The 18,989-nt window shown below is 57.7% G+C and carries 14 protein-coding genes and 4 pseudogenes; 9 read left to right on the plus strand and 9 right to left on the minus strand.

What is annotated here, in order from left to right:
* Nucleotides 1-272: 272 nt before the first annotated feature.
* Genes I6F33_RS30615 through I6F33_RS30635 form a run of 5 tightly spaced genes read left to right on the plus strand, consistent with a single transcriptional unit; the run spans nt 273 to nt 7,192 of the window.
* Nucleotides 273-1,781, plus strand: a complete 1,509-nt coding sequence (locus I6F33_RS30615) for an ABC transporter substrate-binding protein (RefSeq protein ID WP_225145032.1) — start codon at nt 273-275, stop codon at nt 1,779-1,781.
* 43 nt (nt 1,782-1,824) lie between these two features.
* Nucleotides 1,825-2,811, plus strand: a complete 987-nt coding sequence (locus tag I6F33_RS30620; protein WP_225145053.1) for an ABC transporter permease — start codon at nt 1,825-1,827, stop codon at nt 2,809-2,811.
* Nucleotides 2,805-3,725 (plus strand): ABC transporter permease, encoded by a 921-nt coding sequence (locus tag I6F33_RS30625; RefSeq protein ID WP_097669317.1) that lies wholly within the window; start codon nt 2,805-2,807, stop codon nt 3,723-3,725. The genes I6F33_RS30620 and I6F33_RS30625 overlap by 7 nt, the downstream gene beginning before the upstream one ends.
* On the plus strand, nt 3,722-5,554 hold the full coding sequence (locus tag I6F33_RS30630; RefSeq protein WP_225145033.1) for an ABC transporter ATP-binding protein: 1,833 nt from the start codon (nt 3,722-3,724) through the stop codon (nt 5,552-5,554). The genes I6F33_RS30625 and I6F33_RS30630 overlap by 4 nt, the downstream gene beginning before the upstream one ends.
* A gap of 54 nt (nt 5,555-5,608) precedes the next feature.
* The gene (locus I6F33_RS30635; protein WP_225145034.1) at nt 5,609-7,192 is read left to right on the plus strand and encodes a GMC family oxidoreductase; all 1,584 of its coding nucleotides are present in this window, start codon (nt 5,609-5,611) and stop codon (nt 7,190-7,192) included.
* Nucleotides 7,193-7,678: 486 nt separating this feature from the next.
* Here I6F33_RS30635 and I6F33_RS30640 read toward each other — a convergent pair whose 3' ends face one another.
* Nucleotides 7,679-7,954, minus strand: coding sequence for a helix-turn-helix domain-containing protein (locus tag I6F33_RS30640; protein ID WP_225145035.1), 276 nt, complete (start codon nt 7,952-7,954; stop codon nt 7,679-7,681).
* A gap of 348 nt (nt 7,955-8,302) precedes the next feature.
* Here I6F33_RS30640 and I6F33_RS38515 point away from each other — a divergent pair.
* Nucleotides 8,303-8,524, plus strand: a pseudogene (locus tag I6F33_RS38515) (ArdC-like ssDNA-binding domain-containing protein).
* A gap of 540 nt (nt 8,525-9,064) precedes the next feature.
* Here the strand turns inward: I6F33_RS38515 and I6F33_RS30650 are convergent.
* Entirely contained in the window at nt 9,065-9,397 is a 333-nt protein-coding gene (locus I6F33_RS30650) for a DUF2285 domain-containing protein (RefSeq protein WP_225145036.1), read from the minus strand.
* An 811-nt stretch (nt 9,398-10,208) separates the two neighbouring features.
* On the opposite strand from I6F33_RS30650, the gene I6F33_RS30655 reads away from it, so the two are divergent.
* Together I6F33_RS30655 and I6F33_RS30660 are read left to right on the plus strand one after the other, a co-directional pair.
* Complete coding sequence (locus I6F33_RS30655) at nt 10,209-10,553, plus strand: hypothetical protein (protein WP_157785278.1); 345 nt, start codon at nt 10,209-10,211, stop codon at nt 10,551-10,553.
* Between the two features lie 83 nt (nt 10,554-10,636).
* On the plus strand, nt 10,637-10,810 hold the full coding sequence (locus I6F33_RS30660) for a hypothetical protein (RefSeq protein WP_157785279.1): 174 nt from the start codon (nt 10,637-10,639) through the stop codon (nt 10,808-10,810).
* Nucleotides 10,811-11,485: 675 nt separating this feature from the next.
* Here the strand turns inward: I6F33_RS30660 and I6F33_RS30665 are convergent.
* From I6F33_RS30665 to I6F33_RS30675, 3 genes and pseudogenes are all read right to left on the minus strand, one after another.
* Nucleotides 11,486-12,085 carry a hypothetical protein gene (locus I6F33_RS30665; protein WP_225145037.1) on the minus strand — a complete coding sequence of 200 codons (600 nt, stop codon included), beginning with the start codon at nt 12,083-12,085 and terminating at the stop codon, nt 11,486-11,488.
* 450 nt (nt 12,086-12,535) lie between these two features.
* Nucleotides 12,536-12,815: pseudogene (locus I6F33_RS30670) on the minus strand (DUF2285 domain-containing protein).
* 76 nt (nt 12,816-12,891) lie between these two features.
* Nucleotides 12,892-13,221 carry a hypothetical protein gene (locus I6F33_RS30675; RefSeq protein WP_050992060.1) on the minus strand — a complete coding sequence of 110 codons (330 nt, stop codon included), beginning with the start codon at nt 13,219-13,221 and terminating at the stop codon, nt 12,892-12,894.
* An 899-nt stretch (nt 13,222-14,120) separates the two neighbouring features.
* Here I6F33_RS30675 and I6F33_RS30680 point away from each other — a divergent pair.
* Nucleotides 14,121-14,345, plus strand: a complete 225-nt coding sequence (locus I6F33_RS30680) for a hypothetical protein (protein WP_157785281.1) — start codon at nt 14,121-14,123, stop codon at nt 14,343-14,345.
* A gap of 129 nt (nt 14,346-14,474) precedes the next feature.
* Here the strand turns inward: I6F33_RS30680 and I6F33_RS30685 are convergent.
* The 4 genes and pseudogenes from I6F33_RS30685 to I6F33_RS30700 form a co-directional block, all read right to left on the minus strand.
* Nucleotides 14,475-14,983 (minus strand): annotated as a pseudogene (locus I6F33_RS30685) (recombinase family protein); the annotation flags it as partial.
* A 334-nt stretch (nt 14,984-15,317) separates the two neighbouring features.
* Nucleotides 15,318-16,682: pseudogene (locus tag I6F33_RS30690) on the minus strand (transposase).
* A gap of 57 nt (nt 16,683-16,739) precedes the next feature.
* The gene (locus I6F33_RS30695; protein WP_225129178.1) at nt 16,740-17,063 is read right to left on the minus strand and encodes a hypothetical protein; all 324 of its coding nucleotides are present in this window, start codon (nt 17,061-17,063) and stop codon (nt 16,740-16,742) included.
* Nucleotides 17,064-17,072: 9 nt separating this feature from the next.
* On the minus strand, nt 17,073-17,903 hold the full coding sequence (locus I6F33_RS30700; RefSeq protein WP_225145038.1) for an acetoacetate decarboxylase family protein: 831 nt from the start codon (nt 17,901-17,903) through the stop codon (nt 17,073-17,075).
* Between the last annotated feature and the right edge of the window lie 1,086 nt (nt 17,904-18,989).

Raw genomic sequence — 18,989 nt, forward strand, 5'->3', positions numbered from 1 at the left:
TCGTCTCAACAGCGTCGTCGGCGGACCATCACCTAGCCGCGCTGCTGCGCGCAATTGCGCTCTTCGTGAAGGCACGAAGGTTCGCGCAGGCCTGCCTGATCAGCTCGCGGGCGAGATGAAGCAGATCAGCATCGCGCTGGAAAGCGCGGTCCTGGACCAATTTATGTGAAGAGAGCGCTCATCAAGCGCGCTGTTTGCGCGTCTAACCCAAGAAGAGGGGACTCGAAATGGTAACACGGAGAGAGTTGCTTGCAGGAGCCGGAGCAGTTGCCGTGGCTAGCGGAGCGGGTCTCAAACCGCTCCCAGCGAAGGCGGCGCAAAGTAAAACCCTCGTGCTGGCGTCGATGGGCCCGGTCACCGGCAATTGGGATCCGACCTCTCACACGACCCTGGGGCAGTTGAAGTTCGAAAAGTTCGTATTCAATCATCTGACACGCTGCGAAATGCGGGAGGGTAAGTCTGAAGAGCTGACCCCAGACCTCGCCACCAGTTGGAAGCTGATTGATGCGCACACCCTGGAGTTCAAGCTTCGGGACGGCGTCAAATTCCACGATGGCAAGGAGTTCGGTGCTGAAGATGTTAAGGCGACCATGGAGTATGCCTCCAATCCGGCGCGCCCGGCATCCGCCCTCTATCCGGGCCGCGTTGATGTCGAGGTCGTCGACAAACTGACGGTCCGGTTGAAGACCGAAAAACACGGCTACCCCGCGTCTGCCTTCTGGTTCATTTCGAGCTTCCTTCCAATCCTGTCGGCAAAGGATATTGCCGATCCCGCGCTCCTCCAAAAGCGCCCGAACGGCACGAACGCCTTCAAATATGCGGGCACGCAGGGAGACAGGAACAGCCTCGAAGCGAATGATGAATTCTACGGCGGACGTCCCAAGATCGATCGGATCGTCTATGCCTACGTTCCGGACGCCAACACGCGCGCGCTGGGCCTGTTGAACGGCGAATATCACATTGCCGAACGGCTGGAGCCCGAGCAATACGCCTCGTTGTCAAGCAACCCGAAAGTCACCACCCACAGGGCGCTGACGACCGAAAACAAATATTTGCACTTCCGGTGCAACAAGCCTCCCTTCAACGACGCACGCATTCGCCGCGCAGTTTGCCACGCCATCGACCGCGATCAAATCCTGTCGCTGATGGGCGAGGCGGCCACACCGTCTAACTGCTATATTTCGCCGACCAAGTTCGGCTTCACGGACATTCCTGATTATCCCAAGTTCGATCCGGATGCCTGCCAGAAGCTTCTCGCCGAGGCAGGGTTTCCCAAAGGAAGGGGGCTGCCGCAACTCGAATATATCACCTCGATCGGGTTCTATCCGAAGACGAAAGAGTATGGCGAGCTGATCACAGCGATGCTCGCAGAACAGGGGCTTGATGTTCGCCTGACTGTTCTTGAACCGGCCGCGTGGGAGCAGGCGATCTATCGCCGCGCTGACGGCCAGGGCCAGGGCCACATGTGCGACGTCGGCTGGATGACCGGATCGCCGGAGCCGGATCTCGTGCTTCGACCGAACTGGCATTCAAGCGCCGCGCTGATCACCGGGATCAACGACCGGGAAATTGACGCGGTGCTAGACAAGGAACGCGCCGCTACAAACCCGGAAGAGCGCCGCAGCATTTTCAAGAATGAGACGTTTCCCACTCTCGCAAACAAGGTTCCGAGCTTGTCGCTCTTTTCCGCCGTGACCTTCCATGCCGCAGCCAGGAATCTGACGGGGGCATACTATTTCCCCAACGGGCCGATTGACCTGAGCAAGGCGGACCTGAGCTAAAGGGGCCGCAGCAAAAGTCTTTGGGAGGCCAGGAGCCGACATGCTGTTTGCGCTCGACTTCTTCGCTCGGCGCCTTGCACAAGGGTTGGTATTGGTCGTCCTCGTGACGATGCTCATCTTTACGCTGCTGCGCGTCGTTCCCGGCGACCCTGTGCGTATGATGCTGGGGCCAATGGCGTCAGTATCTGTCGCAGAGCAGACCGCCAAAGATATGGGCCTGAGGGATCCAATCCCGATTCAATTCGGCCGCTATGTCGCGCAAATCCTGACGGGGGATTTCGGGAGCTCTTTCGTCAGAAGCGCACAAGGCGGCAGCACTGGCGGCTCGCGAGGCGGCTCGACTTTCGATGCCGCCAACCGTGCATCCGTTTTGGGCCTCATCACAACCAGTCTACCCTTCAGCCTGCTCCTTGCTGGCCTTGCATTCCTGTTTGCCTTGGCAATCGCGCTCCCGATCGGCATAGCCGCGGGCTTGAGATCAGGACGATGGCCGGATCGGCTTGCACTGCATTTGGCTTCCGTCCTGGTCTCACTCCCCAATGTATGGTTGGCCCTCGTTCTCATCTTTCTCGTCTCCGCCAAGGCCGGATGGCTGCCGGCGATCGGCTATCAGGGGCCGAGCTACGCAATCTTGCCCGCCATTGTTCTCGCGATCGAACTTGCTCCGACCCTCATTCGGTCCGTCTCGGTCTCGGTGAGCGGAAATCTTGTCGAGCCATACGTGTCGCAGGGTGAGATTCGCGGTCTCTCGCGCAGCCGAATGATTGTCGCGCACGTGCTGCGCAATTCGAGCATCCCCGTCCTCAATGTACTCGGGATACAGGCCATTGGGGTTTTGCTTGGTGGTCTGTTCGTCGTCGAATACGTCTTCAACTATCCCGGCGTTGGCCTTTTGATTATCAACGCGGTCTTCCAACGGGATTTCCCAGTTATCCAGGCCATCGCGATCCTCGCCTGTGCGACCTTGGTGATGCTCAATATTCTCGTCGACTTTGCAGCGATGGCGATCGACAGGAGGCTCCAATACTAGCATCGACGGAACTTTCGGCCAGGACCGACAGCCCTGCGGCAACACGAGGTCGCGGCATCGCGGCCAGCATCTTCGTGCAGGCATGGCGAACAACTGAGTTCAGGATTGGATTTGCCCTGTTTTGCCTGCTGATCATCCTTTCTGTCCTGGGACCCTACATTCTCAATCTGTCGCCGACCCAATTCAATGTCAGCAAGAAATTCCTGCCACCGGCACTGCTGGATCATTCGAGCTGGCCTTATCTGTTTGGCACCGATCAACTCGGCCGTGATCTGTTTACCCGCTCCCTCATCGGTCTTCGGAATGCCCTGCTGATCGGCATCACGAGCGTTGCGGGAATGTTCATCCTTGGCTCAGCCATTGGCATGATCTCAGGCTATTTCGGCGGATGGGCCGGCTTGCTCTTGATGCGGATCACAGACGCGCAGATGTCGATTCCCGCGATCATTCTGGCGATCACAGTTCTCGGCGTTTCACGTCCCACTCCGCTGGCCATCATCCTTGTTCTGATTCTTGCCGGCTGGCCGGCGTATTCTCGCGTAGCGCGCAGTGTGACCCTGTCCGAGCGCCGCAAAGAATATGTTCGAGCGATAAAGATTCTCGGCGCCTCAGACGCGCGGGTCCTGCTCGTTCATATCGCGCCCAACATCTTGCCTCCGATCGCCTTTGTCGCAATCCTGGACATTGCCCGCATGATGATTTTCGAGGCTGTGCTGGGCTTTATCGGGATCGGCATTCAGCCGCCCACCCCGACATTCGGCACCATCATCGCTGACGGCACGAAGTACATTTTGAATGCCTGGTGGATCACCACGGTGCCAGGCCTCCTGCTCGCGATCACACTCTGTTGCATCAACATCATGGGAGGAGCTCTCGAGCGATCTCGCAACAAGATCTTGCTGGGATTCGAATGATATCGCCGGTCAACATTCTTGATGTCCGCAATCTGACCGTCACCCTTGAACTCGGGCCGCGCGGAACGCGCGCCGTGCTCACCGACGTCAATCTGAGTGTCGATGAAAACGAAGTGCTCGGCATCATCGGCGAGAGCGGCTCGGGAAAGACCGTGCTGTCGCGGGCGCTTGTCAGGTGGGTCACCAGCCCACTCGAAATCGAATCGGGCGCTATCAGTTATCGCGGCAACGATCTTCTGAGACTACCCCGGGCAAAAATGCAGGCGCTCCGTGGGCGCAAGATTGCCTACATAGGCTCCGATCCCGCCAGTGCTCTCGATCCAACCCTTCCGGTTGGCCGGCAAATCGTCGAAAAACTCAAATCCATCGAGCCTGATATCTCCAACGGCGAGGCAGAGGGACGTGTCATACGCCTGCTCGATGCCGTAAAGATGCCCGGCGCGAAACAGCGATTTGAGGAGTTTCCGTTCCAGTTCAGCGGCGGAATGATGCAACGCGCCCTGATCGTGGATGCGCTCGTGACGAACCCGGACCTTCTGGTCGCCGACAACATTACGCAACCTCTTGACGTTACCGTCGCTGCTCAAATCCTTCGGCTCCTGCGCGAGTTGCAGCGGGATTTCAAGACGGCGATTCTGTTCGTTTCATCTTCTTTCGGGGTCATCAACGAAATCGCGCACCGGGTTCTTGTTCTCGCAGGCGGCCGCGTCGTCGAGACGCAAAGCGTTCAGCAATTGCTCGCGGCTCCGCAACATGCCTATACAAAGCAGTTGATAGCGGACATCCCCCGCATATGGCAGAGCTCGACTGAAGCCGTTGCAGATGAGGTGTCACCTGCCGCAAATGATGTCATTCTGTCGGTGCGAAACGTCAGCCGGATTTATCCCACGAGGGATAGAAACAAGCTGTTTGCAAACCAGTTCGTGCACGCGGTGCGGGGCGCTTCGTTCGATGTTCGACGAGGTGACAATTTGGCGATCGTCGGCGAATCGGGGTGCGGGAAGTCAACGCTTTCGCGTCTCCTAAGCCGCCTGGAGGTCCCGGATTCAGGGCAGATTTTGTTCATGGGCGAAGATATCGCGTCTATGAAGGCCGAGCGCCTATTGGCGCTCCGAAGGAAATTCCAGCTTCTCCTGCAAGATCCGTTTAGCTCCATTCCGCCTCATTTTTCGATCGGGCGAACCATCGCCGAACCTCTGTACATCCATGGAGGGATGTCGCGTTCCGAGCTCCGCGATCGGGTTGCGGCGACCATGCAGGAAGTCGGACTGTCTCTCGACCTGTTCGGCAAGCTTCCGGTCGGATTGAGCGCCGGGCAGCGTCAGCGTGTGAGTATCGCCCGGGCCCTGGTCCTCGATCCCGAGTTGCTTATTCTTGATGAGACGCTATCGGCGCTCGACCAGGTCGAGCAGCGCAAACTGCTCGCCCTTTTTCAGCGGCTTCAGGACCAACGCGTAATTACCTACATCTACATCTCACACGATCTTGGGATGGTGCGGCGAGCCTGCAATCGCATCGCCGTGATGTATCTGGGGCGCGTGGTGGAGCTGGCTGACAATCGGACCACTTTCATCGAGCCGAGACACCCCTATACCCGTGCGCTCTTGAGCGCGGTACCGGCGGTTGAGGAACGTCCTTTCAAGGCTGAGACCTACCTCCTGGAAGGTGAGCCGCCCAACCCAATCCACATCCCAGCAGGCTGCAGTTTTAGACCACGCTGCCCGTTCGCGCTCGATAAGTGCGCCATTGATGATCCGCCGCTCGCGGCACGCGGACGCGATGAATTGGCTGCTTGCCATCTGACAGAAATAGACCCGCACCATCAATGACTTTGCAGGATTGCGCGGCCATCCAATGGCGCTCCTATTCGGAGAGTGAACAGCATGGAGTTTGACTACATTGTCGTAGGATCCGGAAGTGCTGGATGTCCTCTGGCGGCGCGATTGGTTGAGCGAAAACAATCGGTCCTGTTGCTGGAAGCCGGGAAGAAGGAGCGTCTCAATCTGTCTCATGTTCCGGGTGCCCTCGTCTATACGATCGGGAATAGACGGTACGACTGGGCTTACAAGACGGAGCCAGATCCGAGCAGGGGCAGCGTGGTCGAGGACTGGCCTCGTGGCAAGGTGCCGGGAGGTTCATCTGCCATAAATGGGATGATCTTCATCCGCGGGGCCGCGCGGGACTATGACGCTTGGGAGGCGCTGGGCAACAGAGGATGGGGATGGAAGGACGTGTTGCCGTACTTCCGAAAAATGGAGACGGCGGATGAGGACAGAGACAATCAATTTCGCGGAGGGCTCGGACCTCAACGGGTCTCAGCTTTACGTTGGCGTCACCCCATTTCACAGAAGTTTATCGACAGCGTTCAAGCCGCTGGCATTCCCTTCAATGAGGATTTGAATGGTGCCTCGCACGAGGGAGTTGCCTGGAACCAAGGATCGACGCGCGACGGGCGTCGGCTTTCGGCCTTCGAGGCTTTCATAAGGCCAAAGCTGTCAGCAACTGATCTGAAGTTCTTGGATGATACCATCGTTCGCCACATTCTGTTTGACAAGACGCGCGCGAGGGGTGTTGCCGCCACGCATCACGGACAAAATGTCGATTTCGTCGCAAGAAAGGGTGTCATTCTTTCGGCCGGCTCCATCAATTCCCCGCACTTGTTGATGCTTTCCGGTGTCGGTGATCCCCGTCATCTCACAAAACATGGCATTGTTCCCCGTGTGGAAAGTCCTGAGGTTGGACGGAATTTGATGGAGCACCCGGGTCTGTATGTCCTTGCCGAACTCGATGTAGAGACCGCGAATGCACTGTCGCATCCGGTAAGGGGAGCACTCGCCTTGGCGGAGTGGGTCTTCAAACGGTCGGGGTTCATGAGCGTGCCGACGGCGCAAGTCCTCGCCTTTCTCAGATCGTCTCCTGAGCTTGCTGAGCCGGATCTGCAATTTCACCTCTTCCCGTTCGGCCTCACCAAGGAGAATGGAAGGCTGAAAACCCCGAGAGCTAACCTGGTGACCATCCTGGTGAACGTCAATTATCCGAAGAGCACGGGTCATCTCGAACTGACATCGAACGATCCTCTCGCTCCAATCGCCATCTTTCCGCGCTTGCTTGAACATCCTGATGATTTTGAGGGAGTTATGCGGGGATTGGATTGGGTCCGGAAGATCTGCTCTATGCCTCCGTTCGGCTCTCATGTCGTCAAGTTCAGGGACGCACCCGTACCAGGGGCCGGGCGGCAGGCAGATGAAGCGTATATTCGGAAAGCGACTGTCCCCTTCTTTCATCCCGTCGGAACTTGCCGCATGGGAACAGACGATCGTGCGGTTCTCACGCCTTCTCTCAGAGTGAGAGGTACTGAGAATTTGTGGGTTGCGGACGCCTCCATCTTTCCTCGTCATATCGCTGGGAATACCAACGCAACGTCTATTATGATCGGAGAGAGGGCAGCAGATCTCATCCATCCGTAGTCGTGATTCCGTAAATCAAAATTGGAGAAAGTCCGTGGCGCGCTTCTATGTGCCAGATAGGAAGGATGGAATAGGCACGCATGCATCCGATATCTGTCGTACTCAACGAGAAATCGTATGACCACAATCGTGCGTATTATCGTAATTGTGCCGCGCGCCACGAAAACTGCCCCCTCATATTGGCTCAGATGACAATGTTACCGAAGCGCACCCTAGTGTCTCCTGAATCAGCTGGCCGCGAGTCTGAGCAGGCCGCGCGCAAGGCGCGGCCTCCGGGCGCGGTAGCGAGCGAGCGGCTTGCGTCGATTCGGCCAAAGAACCTGTCGGGATTAGATACCAAAGCATATCGTGCAGTCATTATGGCTTCGCGCTATGCCTTCGAAGAGACGTGCCTCATGGGAAAACATTCTGAGCGCTGCATAACCCTGCCGACCGGCGTCGCGTTATCGAGATGGCTTGTGTTGCTCTCCCGTCGCGTATGAATGGCTACCCGTTCTTGCGAAGCAGACGCGGCCGCTTAGGCCGGGGCGAAATCTTGAGAATGCTCGCACAGCTCGGCTCAACAAAGAGATCGGACGGATGAACGCCGAGCGCTTCGGAAATGCGATCGAGAACATCAATCGTCGGATTTTTCGATTGGCGCTCAAGACCGGCCAAGTAGGAACGATCGATCCCCGCCGTGCGAGCCAATCGTTCCTGCGACATACCACGTTTGATGCGGATCCGACGGACGTTCCAGGCCAGTAGCGCACGAGGCTTCATGTCTCGAAGCTTGCCATTCCTCGATCGGTTAAAACACTGGCTATAGCCTACCATTTAGATGAAAGTCCGTGTTCTCGCCGCACAAGGAGAAGTGCGATGTTCCGAACCGAGAAACTGGTCGAGGGGCCTGCGGCCCTCTGTCAAGGCCAAAAAGCACGGGCCGTGTAGTCCCGGACCAAGCATCCGGGGTCGCAACCCCCCTGCTTTTTTACCCTGACCGCTACCCCCGCTCATCGCCGCGCGGCTAGTCGGTTGCATGCCGCAACCCTCAAGCCATGAAAGGCAACGACAAGGACGCAGACATCTGTCAACGCATCCGACCAAATCGTCCGCGAGGTCGAAGACGGCGTGCGACCCTGGATCAAGCCTTGGAATGCCGGTAATGACAGCGGGCATATCGCGCGGCCCCTGGGCGCCAATGGCATCCCGTAGCAAGGTATCAATGTTCACATGCTGTGACCGGAAGCCGTAACCAAAGGCTACCGATCGCCGATTTGGATGACGTTCAAACAGGCGCTGGACCATAAGGCCAACGTGCGCAAGGGCGAACACGGCAGCCTCGTCGTTTAAGCCGACAAGCTCGTCCTCACTGAATCCAATGCCGAGGCTGGCGACGCGGTCCATTCCGTTCATAAATGGTTACACTGTTTGCCGGTCTCTCACACTTGATCAACCAAACCGCGTGCTGCGCAATTTGACGCTATTCGAGATGTAATTGGCTAAAGCGCAAGGCTTACGCGCCGACCGACGTCAAACTCCCCAAGCAAATTCAAGGGCGCGAACACCCGTATCGGAAATCGCAAAGCTGTTGAAGCGGAGCGCGGCCGCGTTGCGGCAGAAGGGCGTTGAAACTCGGTGTCACGTTAAGTCATCAGCGATAACCCCGCATTTTTGAATGGCCGTCCGGCTGCCTTGTTTTATTGAATTGAGCTCAAGCATTCTGTGGGCATCGTTTGGTTCACGCTTGGGATCGCGGCGCAACACGATCGGCGCCTTCCGCCGATAGGCGCCGTCGCTTCCTGTCAGGTCGTGGCTAAGAGAATGCCGAGTTCAGCTCGCTCAGCCTCACGGAGATGGAAGGGCGGGTGGATAGAGAAAGACCCCCGGCCGTCATTGGTGGTCAGCGGACCAACTGTGGCACGACAGCTTGCCGTCGCTCAGCTCATGGCCCGTAACACCGCCACGCAATAGCTGTCTGTAACCATACTCGGTCATCCACTTCGCGCGGGCCAAATGGCTGTCGAAAGCGCGCCTAGCACGCGCTGGCTCGCGTTCGGGATCGATATGCAGGATGATCCGTGACACCTTGCGCCAATCGGCCCCTTCCCTGTCGGCATCCAGCATCCGCGAATAGGTGGCGAGATGTCCCTCATCGTAACGGGTAAGCAGCGCACCGGACGGCGCACCGTCGTCGACGTGGGGACAGCGTGTTGGCTTCTGCATTGGCTAACCTCGGTTGGGGTTACCTGGACTGACCATTCTTGGCCGATTGGGCTGCTGTGCCTCGTGACATTTTCTGTATCACGTGATGTAATCTATCAGCCGGCTCGGCAGAAGATCATGCTCTTGCAGGCGCTACATGCGCATAAAATCCTCTCGGGCGATCGCCAACGGCCCGCCTTAGTCGCGCGGGCTGAAAGAGGACCCGCCGCAGTGCGAAGCTTGCACACGGTACTTCTTTCGCGGACTCCGTTTGCGACTTCAATTGGGCGATTTGCTCTCTCCAAGTGTCTGCACCGCTCTATCGAAAGTGTGAAAGGGATGAGCACGTACGCGATAACATCCACTGCCAGGCCCTCGGGCTGCTTCGAAAGTGGTCGCCGACTTCGAACCTGAATCTGTCGGTTGACGTACAGCCTTCGTCGACGGCCTGTCGGCAACGAACTTTTTTTGTGCGATCGTTTTGCGGCCGGATCAGACGCTCGAACCCAAGTAGTGTGTACGCGAGATCATGTATTCCTTTCTCGGTGCGTTTATGCCGCCTTCCTTGAGGATTTTCTGCACGGCTCGATGGCCGGGCGCTGGAATTCAGCTTCGTGCTTCAAGTTGCATCCCGCAAATGTTACAGGATGTATGCCGTCGATCGTTTGTTGCGGGCAAAGCGGACGACCCGCATTTAAAGAAGTTTATTAACTGGGCCAGCCTTACAACCCGAACCAACAAGCGTTGCTGCTCATGTAATTCCATTCGCGCGCGGATCTATCAGCATGACTGCGCGCGCGTGATTTTGGATGCGCTTTGATCGAGGTTCGAAATGCCCAATGTTGTGGAGTTTCGTCGACCGAGTGCGCCGGTGCGGGCCACTCGTGAAGCAGCAGAAACGACCGTCCTTGGCAAGTGTGACACGCCGGTGGTGCCGTTCCCGATGGCGTGTGATTCCGGTCGATGTGCAAATCCAAATCCACGGCTTAAATCCATTCAAGCGAACGCCAAGCTCACGATTGATCATGCCATCGCCACGCTGGAGCAGACTCATCGTCAGATACGAGCTGCCATACAAAAGATTGGCGACGCTTCAGCTAGGGCCAACCTTGAAACCAGTCTCGATCTGATTGAGCGCAACCTCGAACTCGCCAAACTGAAATCGTCCTGTCTATAGCTGACGTTTTCACCGGGCGATCAGGTCGCTGCACGCGAGCATTCTAAGCACGGCAACCTTCCGCTAGCAGAGAGCCATAGCAAGTGCTTGCAAATGTCAAAATCGCCGGTCGGCTGATGGTTGGTTTCGGATTTCTCCTTCTGATGACCGCAGCAATTGGCGGCTACACGATCCATGCCTCCCGAAGCGCGAGCGGATCGTTGGCGACCGTGGTCCGCCAAAAAGATCACGTGGTCGAAGACGAGCGCATCGAATAGCGCGTATTTGAAACTCGGATGCATGTATGGACGGCCTTGGCAACCGATGACCAGTCGCATTGGGAGAAGGCCGCAGCAAGCGTTAAGCCAACATTTGCGCAGCTTGATGAGCTCGCTGCCGACACCAAGGACTTGGGTCGCCAAGCACGAGTGCGGGATCTCAAAATAGCCGTCCTCCTGCCAAGCAATTCGTGGTTTCGATAAATTGGAGATTACCGGCGGCGAAGGCCGCCGTAGGCGAGAAGCCGATCGAAGGAGTGGCTCACCCACCAAGCCCGAGCCCACATATGCGGCAAAGCCACAAGTAATCCCAGAGCAAACTTAGCGAGCCTTCTGTTCTTACTTGGCCTTCCAGCCCAAGAGCTTGTTCTGAAACCGTCCGCTATTGAGAAAAAGAAGAACCGTGAGCGACGCACCACGACGTCAACTGCAAGCTTCCAAGGAAACAGAGGGATCATCGATATCGCCGTCCCGTCAATTGAAAGCGTGAAGCCCAAGGCGACGTAGATTGAGGCCCAGCTTTCTGCGCCGCGCGTCATCCTCGTCTGGCGATGGGGCATATCTGGTAGCTGAAGCGCGACTAAGGGCTTGCCGATCACGCCTGCACCGCCTCAGATTTGACTGCCCAGTCGAGCTCGTTTCGCCCTTGATCTAAGCGCGCGAGCCGCGGCGCTATTATCGACGGCCCAAGTCGTCTGGATCAGAAGCGTCTTTTAATCTGGCTGCGGTTTCGCTCAGAGCAGAGAGCGCAGCTTGCATTTTGTCGGGCTGCGAACCGAGTGTCGTTTGAAGATGCTGCCGGTCAAGCTCGATGGCGCGATCGAGCGAGGAGCCGTATATCGCCGCAATCGCGATCTCCTTGGCCAAGCGCGTGAAGCTCTGCCACATGAGATAGAACATCAGCGGCGGGACCTGACAGTTCGCAAGCATCTCATAGCAGCGCGGTTCAGCGTTTTCGATCGCCCACCATTGCTGCGCGAGCACCACGAGCCGTCGAAAGTCTCGTCTCGTTCGGCTGAACTTGTCAGGGTCGACGCCGCCGATGAAGGAGCAATGATCGAGCCAATTCAGGCCCGCCATGATCGCAACTGGATAATCGACAACAGGAACGCCCTTGAAGTCGGCGACGGTTTCTTCGTGCGGAGCCTGCCTGAGAAAGGCATCCATCATTTCGGCCTGGCGGACGGCGCTGACCAAAAGATCTACGTCGCGCCGCGGCACCATCATCACGTAGCGGCAGGCTTCGAGCCGCGTGTGCTCCCAGATGGCACGCACATTCCGTCGGTGTCGCCCAGTCCACGCTTGCAGGCAGGGTAAACCAACCGGCCTTCATCGGTTTCCTTGAGGTACAGCGGAAGCAGCCTGTCGAGGGCTGACAGGAGCGTCAGAGGTTCGAAGAGATCGCCTATAGCCTTTTCGGCAGAGGCCAGAACCGACTTCTTTGATCGTCCCCATCCGAACATTTTGGCCGCCCCAGGTCCATGCTGCGCTGAATGCCGATTACAAGGGGGCTCGCCTGAAGACGCAAGTCCGCCCATTTCCGGCCTTCGAATGATCCGGAGCCCGCCCGAATCGGTTAGTGGGTTATTAACCGCCGTTCGGCAGGCTTGCAGCCACGGTTATCGCTGCCTAATCAGCCCCCCAGCCCAAGGCAGCGTAAGATGGCCGGCGGTGGATGACCTCCGCCGGCCGTTTTGCTCGAGAGACTGTCCGCGCTCGCTGCCGTTACGGAGCCTTCGAAGGCCCGCCTCGCAGTTGACGGTATCCGCTGTTGGCCATCCAGAGCGCGCGCTCAAGATGGGTTTCAAAATGCCTGCCGGGCCCGCTTGGGCTCGCGGTCTGGGTCGATACCAAGGACGATCCGCGATACCTCGCGCCAGTCAGCGCCCTCGGCATTGGCGTCGAGCAGGCGCCAATACGTGGTCATGTGCTCTTCATCGTACACGGTAAGGTCGGACCCAGAGGGCGCTAGATTGGCGAGAACTGGATTGAGGAGAGGCGGCATTGGCTTCCCCGCGATCATTGGTTGTGACACCGGGATATTTCCCGGTGTTTGTGTCGGCGGCGTGACCGGTGCAGGATCATCCAAACAGCCGGGGGCTGACATTGATGATGAAACCGGCCGATGCACCGATGATAGCGCCGACTAGGCCATAGCCGGCGGCGCCACCGGGACCGATCATCACCGCGCCGTAGAAGAAGCCGATACCTGTACACAAGACAATCATGCCGATCAGTGCCTGATCGTTCAGCTCTTCGATCGGGTGTAGGCGTTGCTCTTCGGAGCTTTGCACATAATGACCGGCTGGCTCACGCGAGCCGCAGTGCGGGCAGGCGACGGCCGAAAACGAGACATTGCCGCCGCAGTCGGAGCAGCCAATCAGTTCCTCTTGTACGCGCCCGCCCGTCATGCGTCCCAACGTAGCCGCGTCGCTACCATGGTGCTACAGGCTTTGCCCGCGGTCCACAATCACTATTCCTCGGCCCGACCGATCGTCGCCTAGCAGCTCGCCAGAGGAGGATCGCGGAGCGGCACTGCCGAGATATTCGACGCGGCCCGCGCCCGCGTCCAGGCCGCCTGGGAGGAGCTGGCGGTCGCGCGACGGCCGCCGATTAAAGTGCCCACCCGGCTAACCGTCGCATGAAGCATACCGCAGAACGTCCAAGCGCCGATCCGGAAGCAGCGGCCCTCCGGTGGGTGCCGATGTTGAAGCCTGACTTTGGCTCTGTCGGCAGGCGGATCGAATGGAAGGCGACCGTATCGCGTGGGTCCGCCACCTTGCCGAAGCGACGGTACGACGGCGTACCCCTTGGCTGTTCCGGGCATTCGAACTCTGATGATCTTCACTGCCGCGACGTATACTTCCAGATCGGCTTGTGAGAGGCCGGGGCGGCCTGGATAACACCCGAGCTGACGAGTGAGCCGCAGATGTCTCACGTGGCTCGTCGAGCAACGCAGCAGTTGAAAAGCTTCGCTTTCCGTCCACATCTGCGAGTTTGGTTTGAGCTGCGCTTCATCGCGCGATTCAAACACGGTGCACCTTTGCGTGTCGATATAATTAATGGTTCAATACGTGTTATAAAAAACAATACAACTTAAACGTTGACAGGGCCGAATCGCATTTCCTATTGTCGCGATGAGGTCCAGAAAACCTCGTGCGGCAGGCGTAATCGTTTTCCTCAGAGTCCTGCGTCCTCGCGCGTATGTCCAGTGGCGCAAGCCTAAAGGCGCGAGGGAGCGCCTGTCGTTGCTTATTTCTGGCTCCGGACGACTATCTCGATCTCAGAAAGATCGACGGAGAAAACGACAGTGAAAACGGTAACAAAACAAAAGGCAGACAGAGCTTGCGCCAAAGAGTTGAAGATTTTGGCACGGGTCGAAAAGGATCTCGAAAATGCACGCGGCTCCGGAGCGGTTGAAGACGTCTTCCTTGGGCTTGAGGAAATCTACTCGATGCACATGCGCACCGAGCATCAAAGCGTCCGAGCAAGATGCGAAGCCATCTTGCGCGCCGGCAGTTTGCCGAAGGCGTAACTGACGATCTTAGAGCGCCCCGTAGGGAGCGCTCTATGCATTTGAGCAACGCGGCCGGCAAAAGCCGGCATCTGAGGGCCCCGGCACGCTCCTAAAAGGTGGTAATAATCCGTGCGAGACCTGATCATCGCCGCGATTCGTCAGTCGGACTGCCCCTGCGAAAACTTTGGCGGAGAGTTCCCGACTGAACTCAGCTGCCATCACTCTCTTAATATTCTTCATGATGCTAGCGAGAAGGCTTCCGTCATTGTCGAATTGCTCCGCGCAATAAGCAACCTGGACGCCCGCCTTGCGGCAGATGAACTCGTAGTGCGCGCTCTCGTCAACGTCCTGAAAGCGTCCCCATCGGCTCACGTCGAAGACAAGCAGATGAGCGAAGTCAGCGCGTCCCGATTGCACGTCTTCAACCAGTTCGGTAAGGCCCCCCGGTTTTCGATTCTGAGGCCGCTTTCTCCCTCGTCACGATAGGTGTGGACCATGGTTAGCTTGTGAAGTTCGGCGTAGGTCGCGATGACCACTGCCTGATTCTCAATCGAGTATTGCTTGTAATCCGTCGACATGCGGACATACTGCGCCGCCCGTCGCGCTTTCTGAGACTGAGGCAGACGTTTCGCGTGTACAACAAGGGTGTTCCCCATGTTGCCTCCCCGCGGCTATATCGCGTCGCGCTGTATTGCGCATCGCAAACCATTTAGGCGCATCATCAAGTCCGCGCCATCGGAAAGTGTATTCAGAAAGAGTCAACTGCTATGTCGTTTTTCTTGAAAGCACGTTGCGGCGGGCGAAGCGAGCTGCAGAGAAATGCGGGTTTGCGCTTTTGGGCCGATTTTGTTGCAGAAGTCGGTAGGATCGACGCTCTCAGCCGGGCTGAGATCTGAAAATTTGGGCTCGCGATCTCTTGGCCGCCTGCCCGGCATGGGCTGCGGAGACGGCCGGGCACTGATGCCTGACGCAACAACGCGACGGACGCACTTACGCAACGCATAGTGCGGCCGTGTTGGGTGGATGGAGCGCCAGCTTGGCAAAGCGACGAAGGTTCTGAGCTATTGCTGCAAGCGTAAATTCGAACCGCGCGCCGGCCGGTCCACGCAGTCTTAGGCGGTCGAACCGCAGGATCCGCTTGAGGTGCGCAAACAGCATCTCAACCTTCTTGCGATCTCGTCGGGTCTGATCGTAGGCAGGTGTCTTGGCGATAGCCCGGGCGACATCGCGCGCTGCCTCGTGCACGTGGCGGCTTCCGGCTCGGCGAGTTTGGACAGCACTTGGATTTGGAGCGGGCAGTCGCGGCAATCGGCGACGCGCGAGAAATACGAGATAGCGTCATCTCCGCGTGGTCCGCGTGCGCGGCAGGATCTTGCCGCTGCGGCAGACATATTGATCGCGCGCCTCGTCATAGATGAAATCGTCGCGGCTGAACGTGCCGTCGTCGCGCTGTGACTTGTCGATCACCGGGATGTGGGGCGCGATCCCCTTCACATCGACCAGGAAGTGGAGATTTTGGGCCGCGCCGTAGGCCGTATCCGCGACGAGCCAGTCGGGTTTGATGCCGAACGTCTTCTCAGTCCTTTCGATCATCGTTTGGGATGCGCCAACCTCGGATTGGCGGATCGCCCGGGACGCTTCGACATCCATGATAATACCGAACTTGATGTCGATGAGGTAATTGTCGGCGTAGGCGAAGAACGCGGCGTTGCGCAGTGCGCCAGTCCACTGCGCGGCTGGGTCGGACGGCGCGACAAACTTCGGCACGACGTCGGTGGCACGACCCCATGCTGGATCGTCGAGATTGGCGAGATAGTCCTGAACGGCGCGCCTAGCCCCCATCGGGTCGATGTCGTGGCTCCATTTATCGCCCGGCGTCGAGCGGCACTTATTGGCGTCCGCCGCGATCAAGCTGGCATCGACGGCGAAACCATTGCCGCCGACAAGGCCAGCCTTGATGCACGAAGCGACGACGCGCTCGAAGACGTGACGAAAGACATCATGATCGCGAAATCTCTCGTTGCGGGCGCGCGTGAATGCCGAGTGATCCGGGATCCTGTCTTCTATGCCAAGGCCGCAGAACCAGCGATAGGCGAAATTGAGCTGAACCTCGCGGCATAGTGCGCGCTCCGAGCGGATCGCGAATACGTAGCCAAGGATGAGCATCCGGATCATCAGCTCCGGATCGACCGATGGTCGGCCAGTGTTGGAGTAATGCGGCGCAAGCTCGACGCGCACCCACGACAGATTGAGAACTGCCGCAATTTGCCGAACCTGATGGTCGTCCGGCACTACGGCCTCGAGGTCGAACGCATAGAACAGATGACCCTGCTCGCCCTTGCGCCGCCCCATCATCGATTCTCTCCGTCGATAGCCGCTTCACTTCGACGGAATCACGGTTCGCACCGCTCCTCAAGGTAGTTCTGCAACAAAATCGGCCCGTAGCCGACATGTCCGGCGCAGCTCTTTCGTCTGCTTCTGACGAGGCAACCAGCAGGATATCGTCGTTGTCCTTGTCGATGATGTTGAACGCCCATCCATCATGGCTGTGGCGATCGCCACGTCGGCCTTCTTCTCCTTATTGCCGCTATTCTTGTTGTAGACGTGGGTCTTGAAGCCGGCCTTGTCGACCATCTTCCAGAATGAGTCGCCGGGAGGAGGTGAACCCCACATACCGCCCGTCAGCTGGCAAACCGACAGCCCTGGCAGCAATTTAGGATTGGATGAATTCTTCAAGCTCGTCGATCATCTGTTTACCGGGTTTGATTCCTCCGAAAGCATATCAATGGCCTCGAGCCTTGCGTCATACTCCTCGTATGTGCCGAGCAGGGCTTGGCCAACTGTCAAGTTGTGCACGGGATCGATAATCGAGGGGGAGTCGTAAGTTAGGGAGGTTGGTCCAGTAAATAGAACTTCTTCGCCACGCTCGTCGCGTCGCAACGTTCGGTCCGTACACCATTTGACGAGTTGCGTGACCTCTCCCTTCCCGGACTCAATGATGGACGGCAGCTGCCGAACCGAGTAGAAATTCGTCCGCGCAGAATACATCTGCCGCGAATCCGAGCTCATGCGCTCGTCTGGTTGAGCGGTAAGGGTCAGCAGGCGCTTGCCTTTCGGACGCTCGAGCGTACCCTGAATTAGACCGCCTTCTCTGATCAGTCTAATGTGCGCCAGCTTTTTTGGAGCACCAAGAACCTCTCGTCCCGAGGCGAGAGCTGCATCATTTACCGTCACGTAAATGTAAGGGATGTAGTAGCCAGTCTCACCGTCGGGATCACGAACTTGAATTCCTGAATAGCACTCCAAGTATGGCCCGACAGTGCTTGAGCGATAGCTCGCGACCCCCACAATGGCGATTGCAGGGTTTGCTGCAGGTGCTAGCTCCTTCGGCAATAAACAATTCGCCTCGTGCCCCACGCTGAACATAAGGTTTATGGCTTGGCAGCCGAGAAACGCAGTGCCACGATTTTTGCCCCCATGGTAAAGAGGCGCATCAAGCGGAATGCCTTTGACGTCGGGCATCGCATCCTCCTTGATCTCAGAATAATTCGCGCGGTTGGAGATTGAGCTATTCATCTCACCGCGCCTCTCCGGTTGTTGAAGCGCCCCTGAAGCGACTGTACTGCGCTGGCAGCGATGTGGGTTCGGTAGTCCGTACGGCACATCGATCCGGTGATAGCGATCTTCGCTACGCGAGGCCGCAGTGCCGTTTCTGCGCCTTGCACCTCAATCCGCCGGATTAAACGATCCGAAAACATCCGACACGCTTGACCTTCTCCATTCTAGAAGCCGGCAGCTGTCCTGTGCTGCCGGATGCGCCTGATTGTGCATCCATTCCGGCGGAGCGTGCTCACCGATGATGACGTCAAGGCGAGTGGGTGATTCCTATTTGTCTATCAGTCGTTATGCAACGTCGATGCCAGGCACCTCGTGCGGTTTATACGGCTCATTGGCTGACATCAAATTGGGTACGAGTGACCCGACAACTTTCGACTATTGTTCTGTTGCCTTCCTCGCTTGTCCGATTGACGACGCGATGTCGAAAGCCCGACATAATCAAGTATCCGGACAGAAAGTCGATGAGGCTCTCTCACGAGTTTTCGCAACAGCATGGCTATCGCCATTGTGTCTCGATTAAACCAGATCAGCGCAACATTATCGCTCGCATGGTCGAAAACGCAGGCCCTGACATCGCCGTCTCGGTGGTGAGTCGGAAGACCTCCAGCGCCTGTGCAAGAGTCACGTGAGGCTGACTTCCCATCAGAGTCTCGGCGCGGCGATTGCACGGAATGGATACTCCAATTCGCAAGACTTAGGAGAACCTCATGCGTTCTGCGCCCCACTTTTCGATCCACAAGGAGCTCAGCACCGTTCGGCACCGGTATCGCTCCGCTCGCGGGTACCGATCCTATCTCCGAAACCGGAGGAAATTCGGTCGCAAATTGTCGGCGTCTAGAAGGTGGGGTAGTTCGGCAAAGCCAATGCAACAATCCAAAGGATGGCTAACGCCTGAGCGGCGGAAGCATGTTCGCGACGTGAAATCGTTATTGAAGTGCTTTAGCGCCAATTTACACGGGTACTGCGCACAGGCTTTGGGCATCAAAGATGATGCGTAGCAGAGGGCAGATCGGCAAGAGTCCGGGGCGTGGTGCAGACCGCAAC

Origin of the sequence: Bradyrhizobium sp. BRP20 (assembly GCF_020194215.1) — a bacterium.
In the GTDB taxonomy this organism is placed as follows: domain Bacteria; phylum Pseudomonadota; class Alphaproteobacteria; order Rhizobiales; family Xanthobacteraceae; genus Bradyrhizobium; species Bradyrhizobium yuanmingense.